Genomic DNA, 6,479 nt, shown 5'->3' with positions numbered 1-6,479 from the left:
CCCTCAATTCATCATTGCTTTATCTGATACGTTTATAATATACCCTATATAGGTATACGTCAATAAATATGATTTCATTATCTTTTATATAAAAAAGTGCTACAATATGAAAAAGATATAAAGAAAAGGAGACAATTCCATGGAAATACTTTTTTCATTTTTATTCGACGGTAACGCTATTGGTAATTATATATTCATTGGTCTGTTTCTTCTGAACTTATCCTTTGTATTCACAATTATTTTCATGGAGAGACGCAGTGCCGAGTCTATCTGGGCGTGGATTCTCGTTTTGGGTCTGTTACCAATTTTAGGTTTCATCTTATACCTATTGTTTGGTCGTCAAATACAGCGTAAATCGCTATTCAAACTAGACGAATCTGATCGTATCGGTTTAGAAAAGATGGTCAATGAGCAACTGAAAGAACTAAAAGAAGGTACCTTTGATCCGGACAACCCTCACTTAAAATCTTATAGTCATATGATTCAAATGTTGCTGTATAACAACGCCGCATTCTACACAAATCATAACGAAATCGAACTGCTTACAGACGGGCATCAAAAGTTCGATCGCCTAAAAGAAGATATTCGACAAGCACAGAAATATATCCATATACAATATTACATTTTCCGTAATGATATGCTTGGTGGCGAGATTTTATCACTGTTAGAACAAAAGTTAGATGAAGGTCTAGAAGTAAAAATGTTATACGATGATATGGGGTCGCGTACATTAAAGCTGCGTGATTTTAAAGTATTTCGTGAAAAAGGTGGGCAAGTTGAAGCGTTCTTCCCTTCAAAATTACCACTTATCAACTTGCGTATGAACAACCGTAACCATCGTAAAATCGTCGTGATTGATGGCAAAATCGGTTATGTCGGAGGCTTTAATGTTGGTAAGGAATACTTAGGTCTATCGAAAAAATTTGGTTATTGGCGTGATACACATTTGCGTATTCAAGGTGAAGCTGTTAATGCCTTACAGTTGCGTTTTATTTTGGACTGGAATTCCCAATCACACCGAAATAATATCGTGTACGATCCGAAGTATTTCCCTGAGAATCACGTTAATACCGAACATAATACAGGCGTTCAAATCGCATCAAGCGGTCCCGACGAATCATGGGAACAAGTGAAATATGGTTATCTTAAAATGATCTCCATGGCACAGAAATCAATTTATATTCAAACGCCTTACTTCATACCCGATGGTGCGTTTATGGATGCCGTTAAAATTGCAGCACTTGGTGGTGTGGACGTTAATATTATGATTCCGAACAAACCTGACCACCCATTCGTTTATTGGGCAACATACAAAAACGTCGCGAGCTTATTAGAAGCGGGAGTAAATGTTCATCTATACGACAACGGCTTTTTACATGCGAAAACAATGACGATAGATGATGAAATCACGAGCGTTGGTACAACGAATATGGACCATCGTAGCTTTACATTAAACTTTGAAGTCAATGCGTTTATTTATAATGAAGATGTCGCAAAACAAGTACGTGAAACCTTTGAGAAAGATTTAGAAGTTTGTTCACAATTGACGCAAGAACGTTATGCACAACGTGGCTTATGGATTAAATTTAAAGAATCTATCAGCCAACTATTGTCACCGATATTATAGTTATAAAGAGGTAGAGAATGATGCACACACATATTGAAGCGGCTTATGATTATATGACATGTGTACACGGTCAAGACACCACTGGGCACGATATTGCACATGTAACACGTGTTCACAAGCTGGCAAAATCATTAGCGAAAGCCTATCCGAAAGCGAATCACTATGTCATTGAAATGGCCGCCTTGTTACACGATACAGTAGACGATAAGTTAGTGAATGCAGAAGATGCCTATCGTACACTCAATCAATTTATGACTGATTTAGGCGTCTCTCTTGAACACCAAGACGCCATTCGCTACATCATCCAATATATGAGTTTTCGTAAAACTGAACAAGCCGGCAAACTCGAAACGATTGAAGCGCAAATTGTCCAAGATGCCGATCGTCTGGATGCACTTGGCGCAATTGGGATTGCCCGCACATTCCAATTTGCTGGTCACTTTAAAGAGCCAATGTGGACGGGTGAAGCCACACAAGACGCATTGGACCAACATACAGTCAATATAGATACATTGGCACCTTCCGCCATTAAACATTTTTATGAAAAACTGTTATTGCTAAAAGACATGATGAACACCCCAGAAGCTAAAGAAATAGCGATGCAACGTCATCAATTTCTCGAGCAATTCCTAACACAGTTTTTCGACGAATGGGACAGCAACACCCTATAATAAAACGCTCTTTTAAGTAGTCATATTCCATGAACTACTCAAACGAGCGTTTTTTAATATTCATTATTTCTTTTTCTTTTTAGAGACAACTTGTGTATTTTTGCCGACTTTACCAGCTTGTTTCTTCTCTGCTTCCATTTTTTTAATTAATGGGGCAACTTCTTCCTTCGCTTTTTTGCTATAAACAACGTTCGCGAAGTATGTTTGAACAACAAGGAATGCAGCCGATACAGACCAGTATAGACCTAATGCCGCCGCTGATGTATATGAAATCCAGATAATCATAATTGGAGAGATGATCATCATCATATAACCCATTTGTTTTTGTTCTTGTGGCATATTTGAAAGTGATACATATGCTTGTAAGAAGTAAAGAATACCGGCAATCAATGTAATCCAGATGTCTGGTTTATCTAATTGGAACCATAAGAAATCAGAGTATTTTGTAATACCGCCACCTGTTGGGTATCTCAAGACGAAATATAATCCCATGATGATTGGCATTTGGATAATCAATGGTAAACAACCAATCATACTAGACATTGGGTTCATATTGTATTTTTTATAGACTGCCATCATTTCTTGGTTAGCAGCCAATTTATCTTCTTGTGTACGCGCACGTCTTACTTTCTCTTGTGCTGCTGTAATATCTGGTTTTGCGATTTGCATTTTTTCACGCATCATATGCATGTTTTTGTAGTTTGATAACATTAATGGTAACAATACGATACGTACAACTAATACGATAATAATAATCGCAAGACCGTAGTTATTATCTAATTGATGACCCATCCAATGAATTAAGCTATCCATTGGTTGTACAAACGTATTGTAAAAGAAGCCATTACGGTTTTCAGGCTTGCTATAGTCACAACCAGCTAATAACACAGTGATACCTAAAAGCATCGTTAATAGCGCTTTGTTCTTCATTTTTCCACCTCAATAGTATTATTCACATAAATGTCATTTTATCATATAACTTATTTAGGTGGAAATATTTCAAGGTAATAAAGTGCATTTATTTGAAATACTGTAAATAACGTGACACAGAGTTTTCAATATTTTCACTTTGTGTAATCGATGAAATTGTTGCGATACAATCCGCGCCATTGTTAACAATAGACGCGACATTCTCTTCTGTGATACCGCCTATTGCGACAATAGGAATTTCCTCATCATAGCGACGCATACGACGAATCATTTCAATACCGCCTGCTTGTTTGGCATCGCTTTTAGATTGTGTCTTGTAGACTGGACCTACACCGATATAGTCTACATGCGTTAAGTCAGATTGATCATATTCTTCAAAATTCCCAACACTTAACCCGATGATTTTATCTTGAGCTTGTGCATAAAAACTTTCAATTTCTGCATCATCTTGTCCTACATGTATCCCATCTGCATCGATTTCCAAAGCAAGCGCGACATCATCATTAACAATAAATGGAACATTGTATGACTGGCATAAACGTTGCAATGCCAATGCTTTTTCTTTTTTCGCTTCTCCAGTTAATGCAGAAGGCCCTTTTTCTCGAAATTGAAACATTGTAATACCCGCTTTTAATGCCGCTTCAAGAATGTTCTCTAATGTCCCTTGCTTCACATCTTGTGTCCCCGCAATAAAATAGACACGCAGTTGTTTCCGATCAAATGTCATGATTCTTCACTTCTCTCTTTTTTATCTCTTGTTGAAAACATGCCGTCGTCGTTTGATTTAACTCATCTAAAAAGACTGTCGCAAAAGTACCCGGTAAATCGCCACCCGCACTTGATGTCGCGCGTTCTGCTGAAATCGTATAGTATGAAACAGCTGAAGCTAACTGCACAATGCTTGGATGCGTATCTTTTAATAGGAAACTTGCAACAACCGCTCCTAATAAGCAACCTGTTCCTGTCACTTTCGCTAATAATCGGGTTCCATTAGCTAATGCCACACCTTTGCCGTCTTGGACAATGATATCCGTTTCACCGGTCATCACAATCGCTGCATTGTATTTACGATGCGCGCGTTCGGCAATTTCAAATGAGGCATTATCAACGGTACTATCTGTCCCTTTCATTGTAGCAGTCTCATCGACTAATGCGAGTATTTCTGACGCATTCCCTTTAATGACCGTAACTTGAATTTCTTCCAAAAAGCGCCGACAAAAATCTTTGCGATACTGAGACGCACCTACTGCAACAGGGTCAAAGACAATTGGTACACCTTGCTTATTGGCTTCTTTGGCAATCTTCAACATATCTTCACCACGCTGTTGCGTCAATGTGCCTATGTTAATCAACAATCCTTGCGCGACTTTAAAGAAATCAGCCGCTTCTTCAGGCGCCTCACTCATTGCAGGGCTTGCACCTAAACTCAATAAACCATTCGCTGTAAAGTTCTTCACAACATCATTCGTATAACAAATAACAAGTGGTTGTGCTTCACGTACTGTTGCTAAATAATCCATGTTTAATCCCATCCCTTAGCTGCTTGATAGGCAAAGTGATTCACTGGACCTCTGCCACGCCCAATCTCTGGCGTATGTTGAATTGCAAGAGATATAAATGCTTTTGCTTTGGCAACCGCATCATACACTGAACGTCCTTTCGCAAGTTCTGCTGTAATCACTGCCGAAAAAGTACATCCCGTCCCATGTGTATGTTCAGTTGGATAACGTTCATTGCTAAATGTGTAGTGACCATCACGCGTGAAAAGATAATCTGTCGCGTCACCTTTAAGATGGCCACCTTTAATTACGACACCTTTTGCACCGACTTCATGAATAAAAAAGCGTCCCGCCTGATGTATTTGATCAACACTCTCTAACTTGATACCTGAAATTTCTTCTGCTTCTGGAACATTCGGTGTTGCAACATCTGCATAAGGTAGTAACGTTTCTTTTAATTGTTTACGTACTGCGTCGGCCATTAAAGAATCGCCGCTCTTTGCGACCATAACGGGATCTATTACATAAGGAATATCAATTTTCTTTAAATATTGCTCGATAATCGCCATCATTTCAGGCGTTGGAATCATCCCTGTTTTTAGAGCATGTGGTGGTTCATCATTAAAAACACTTTCCAGCTGTTCCTCTAACCAAGACGGCTCAAGATTATGGATATGTTGCACACCAAGAGAATTTTGTGCCACAATGCTCGTTATGGCACTCATGCCGTACACACCACAAGCGTGAAATGACTTCAAATCTGCCATGGCACCTGCACCACCAGATGGATCTGTTCCTGCTATCGTTAAAGCAATTTTAGGTTTTTGCATTTTGATTACCTCCAAGTCATATGATTCATAAAGACTACTTGGGGCATCAAAAATCGTGATTCTTTGATCCGAAAATATCTACTTCCCTACGTTGGTATCAACCAAATCAGGTTCAAAGGGTTCGAATATCAATTCATCTCAGCCAATGGCGCCCCTAGTAGTCATATGTTATGAATTTACTTAAATGTAGCAAATTAGCCCCCCTTTTTCAAATGAATGCTTTGCTTATCTAACTTTTGGGATATGTATGAAGACGGGTCCACGCCTTACGCATTGTGCAACCCGCCTTTGGAATAATACAGAAATCGTTCGTTTAAAATCGCAATTAAGAGAGTTCCCGGAGTTAATTTGAGAGAGTGGTTTTTAACAATAAATAGGTGGTGGAATGTCTAAGATTAGGGTATAGGTATGATAGATAGAACTAGGCAAGGGTCATATCGATGGGTTCTATACAGGGTGGGACTTCACACTTTTCAACAGATTCGACAACAATTTCTGTTGCAAAGCGCTTTTCGTCATTAAATTGATAACGACGTGTAGTTACGTAGCCTTCAATAGAAATGATGTCACCTTGATTGACTGCTTCATCAATTTGTACTGCAACAGGACCAAATGCTTTACAATTTAAGTAGTCAAAAATGGTGCGATCATCTTTCCCTTTGTAGCTACGTTCGACTGCCAAAGTAAATGAAATAAACTGGCTGCCGGGCTTTTCATAATACTTGGGTGCTTTAGAGACAGTGCCAATTGCTTTAATTTGATTGATGCTTATCACCTCCTGCAAGTATCATAATCCTTCTGCACTTTAAAAAGCAATTTGGGATTCATCACTTTGTGGCACTATAAATAAGCAACAATTTGAAGTTTTTTCGACTTGACTGATAATGTCACGTCTATTTAAGCTATAATGAAAGATGTATAT

7 protein-coding genes and 1 riboswitch are annotated in these 6,479 nt (G+C 38.6%); of the genes, 2 read left to right on the top strand and 5 right to left on the bottom strand.

The features are described 5' to 3' along the window. Window positions 1–139 precede the first annotated feature (139 nt). Together cls and CD122_RS08400 are read left to right on the top strand one after the other, a co-directional pair. Window positions 140–1,627, top strand: coding sequence for a cardiolipin synthase (gene cls, locus CD122_RS08405; RefSeq protein WP_103358541.1), 1,488 nt, complete (start codon window positions 140–142; stop codon window positions 1,625–1,627). Window positions 1,628–1,644: 17 nt separating this feature from the next. Continuing rightward, entirely contained in the window at window positions 1,645–2,298 is a 654-nt protein-coding gene (locus CD122_RS08400; protein ID WP_373694263.1) for an HD domain-containing protein, read from the top strand. 63 nt (window positions 2,299–2,361) lie between these two features. On the opposite strand, the gene yidC is transcribed toward CD122_RS08400, so the two are convergent. From yidC to CD122_RS08375, 5 genes are all read right to left on the bottom strand, one after another. After that, window positions 2,362–3,228, bottom strand: a complete 867-nt coding sequence (gene yidC, locus CD122_RS08395; RefSeq protein ID WP_103358540.1) for a membrane protein insertase YidC — start codon at window positions 3,226–3,228, stop codon at window positions 2,362–2,364. Window positions 3,229–3,316: 88 nt separating this feature from the next. Continuing rightward, window positions 3,317–3,955 (bottom strand): thiamine phosphate synthase, encoded by a 639-nt coding sequence (thiE, locus tag CD122_RS08390; RefSeq protein WP_103358539.1) that lies wholly within the window; start codon window positions 3,953–3,955, stop codon window positions 3,317–3,319. Then, entirely contained in the window at window positions 3,945–4,748 is an 804-nt protein-coding gene (gene thiM, locus CD122_RS08385; RefSeq protein ID WP_103358538.1) for a hydroxyethylthiazole kinase, read from the bottom strand. The genes thiE and thiM overlap by 11 nt, the downstream gene beginning before the upstream one ends. A 2-nt stretch (window positions 4,749–4,750) precedes the next feature. Continuing rightward, a complete protein-coding gene (thiD, locus tag CD122_RS08380) occupies window positions 4,751–5,557 on the bottom strand; it encodes a bifunctional hydroxymethylpyrimidine kinase/phosphomethylpyrimidine kinase (RefSeq protein ID WP_103358537.1) in 807 nt (268 codons plus the stop codon). A 66-nt stretch (window positions 5,558–5,623) separates the two neighbouring features. After that, a riboswitch (TPP riboswitch) is annotated at window positions 5,624–5,723 on the bottom strand. 255 nt (window positions 5,724–5,978) lie between these two features. Next, window positions 5,979–6,332 (bottom strand): single-stranded DNA-binding protein, encoded by a 354-nt coding sequence (locus CD122_RS08375; protein ID WP_240624148.1) that lies wholly within the window; start codon window positions 6,330–6,332, stop codon window positions 5,979–5,981. Window positions 6,333–6,479: the final 147 nt, after the last annotated feature.

This window comes from Staphylococcus rostri (assembly GCF_002902145.1).
Taxonomy (GTDB): Bacteria; Bacillota; Bacilli; order Staphylococcales; family Staphylococcaceae; genus Staphylococcus; species Staphylococcus rostri.
Note: the sequence above shows the minus strand (reverse complement) of the source record. Positions and strands in the feature narration are given on the sequence as shown.